Here is a 1,790-nt window from a genome sequence, read left to right on the forward strand (position 1 = left end):
CAGAAAAAAGAAGGGGTCCAGGGGAATTCATTCCCCTGGCCTTTGAAGGTCTTTCTTGCCTTTGTCAGAATAGGGCCATGAAGATCTACCTAGCCGGCCCCGAAGTTTTCCTCCCCGATGCCCTCGAGATGGCCGCCCAGAAGAAGGCCATCTGCGCGCGGCATGGCGCGGTGGGCGTCTTTCCCCTGGATCCCATCGACGACGCCGCGGCCGAGGCGGCGCAGGAGCGCTTCTTCGAGATCTATCTCCGCAACGAGGCGCATATCCGCGCCTGCGACGCGCTGATCGCCAACCTCACCCCCTTCCGCGGGCCTTCCGCCGATGCGGGTACGGTCTATGAGCTCGGCTTCATGCGGGCGCTGGGCCGTCCGGTCGCGGGCTATACCAATGACGGGCGCGACTTCACGACCCGCAGCCGGGCCTTTCTCGGCGGTGGCGCGACGCCGCGCCCCGAGGGCGGCTGGGCCGATGCCGAGGGCCTGCATCTCGAGGATTTCGGCCGCATCGACAATTTGATGATCGATGGCGGCATCGAGGCCGCCGGCGGGCTGCTGGCGGTGCGCGCGGTGCCGGAGGCCCATCGCTGGCGCGATATTGCCGGCTTCGAGGCTTGCGTGGCCGCGCTGATGCGGGAGAGGCTGCAGGGCTGAGGCGCCCGTCCCGAGGCGTCGAGAGGGAGAAAGACGCCATGGCACGCATCGCGATCCTGGGCTGCGGGGCGATGGGCTCGGTCTATGCCGGGCTGTTCGCGGCCAAGGGCCATGAGGTCCTGGCCTTCGACGCCTGGCCCGAGCATGTCGCCGCCATGAACCGCGACGGGCTGCGGGTCGAGGGCGCCTCGGGCGACCGGGTGGTGCGGGTCAGCGCGGCGACCACCACCGCGGGCGCAGCGCCCGTGGACCTGGTGGTGCTGGCGACCAAGGCGCGCGACGTCGCCGCCGCGGCGCGGGCCATCCCGCCGCTGCTGGGGCCGGGCAGCAGCGTGCTGACCATCCAGAACGGCCTAGGCAGCAGCGAGGCGCTGGCCGCCGCCTTGCCCAGCGCGCATGTGGTGGCGGGCATCGCCGGCGGCTTCGGCGCCTCGCTGAAGGGTCCGGGGCACGCGCATCACAACGGCATGGAGAAGGTGCGTATCGGGGAGCTGGCGGGGCCGGCAACCGACCGGCTGCGGGCCATCGCGGCGCTGTGGGAAGGGGCCGGCTTCCGCGTCGCCGCCGAGGACGACATCGCCCGCCTGACCTGGGAGAAGCTGATCTGCAACGTCACCTATTCCGCGGTCTGCGCGCTGTCGGGCAAGACCATCGGCGGCGTGATGGAAGACCCCGACCTCTGGCCCGTGGCGCGGGCCGCCGGCGTCGAGGCCTGGACGGTCGCGAAAGCCCGCGGCGTGCCGATCACGGTGGCCGACCCCGTGACGCATATTACCGAGTTCGGAAAGGCGATCCCGAATGCGCGGCCCTCGCTGCTGCTGGACCATGTCGCCCAGCGGAAGAGCGAGATCGACGCCATCAACGGCGCGATCCCGCGCGAGGCGGAAAAGGCCGGCATCGCCGCGCCGGTGAATGCGACGCTGGTCGGGCTGGTGCGGGCGCGCGAGGCCGGCTTCGCCTGATTTTTTCGTCATGCGTCACTTTGCGCCAGGCTGTCACAGGCCAGGCGCCGCGACCGCGGCTATGGTCCTCCCCCGCTGCCCGATGCCCCGCCTGACGAAAGGATCTGGACCCGCCTTGCCGCCCCTGCCCGGGCGGCGCGGGCCCGCCAGCCGCCGATGAGCACCACCGCCCCGACCC

2 protein-coding genes are annotated in these 1,790 nt (G+C 71.0%); both read left to right on the plus strand.

Features of this window, described 5'->3' with window-relative positions; all coding sequences use genetic code 11:
• The first annotated feature begins 77 nt into the window (after positions 1-77).
• Positions 78-650: a nucleoside 2-deoxyribosyltransferase gene (locus tag BKE38_RS26505; RefSeq protein WP_076960200.1), complete on the plus strand. Its 573-nt coding sequence runs from the start codon at positions 78-80 to the stop codon at positions 648-650.
• A 38-nt stretch (positions 651-688) separates the two neighbouring features.
• Positions 689-1,612, plus strand: a complete 924-nt coding sequence (locus BKE38_RS26510; protein ID WP_076960201.1) for a ketopantoate reductase family protein — start codon at positions 689-691, stop codon at positions 1,610-1,612.
• Positions 1,613-1,790: the final 178 nt, after the last annotated feature.

The organism is Teichococcus deserti (assembly GCF_001982615.1).
Lineage (GTDB): Bacteria > Pseudomonadota > Alphaproteobacteria > Acetobacterales > Acetobacteraceae > Pseudoroseomonas > Pseudoroseomonas deserti.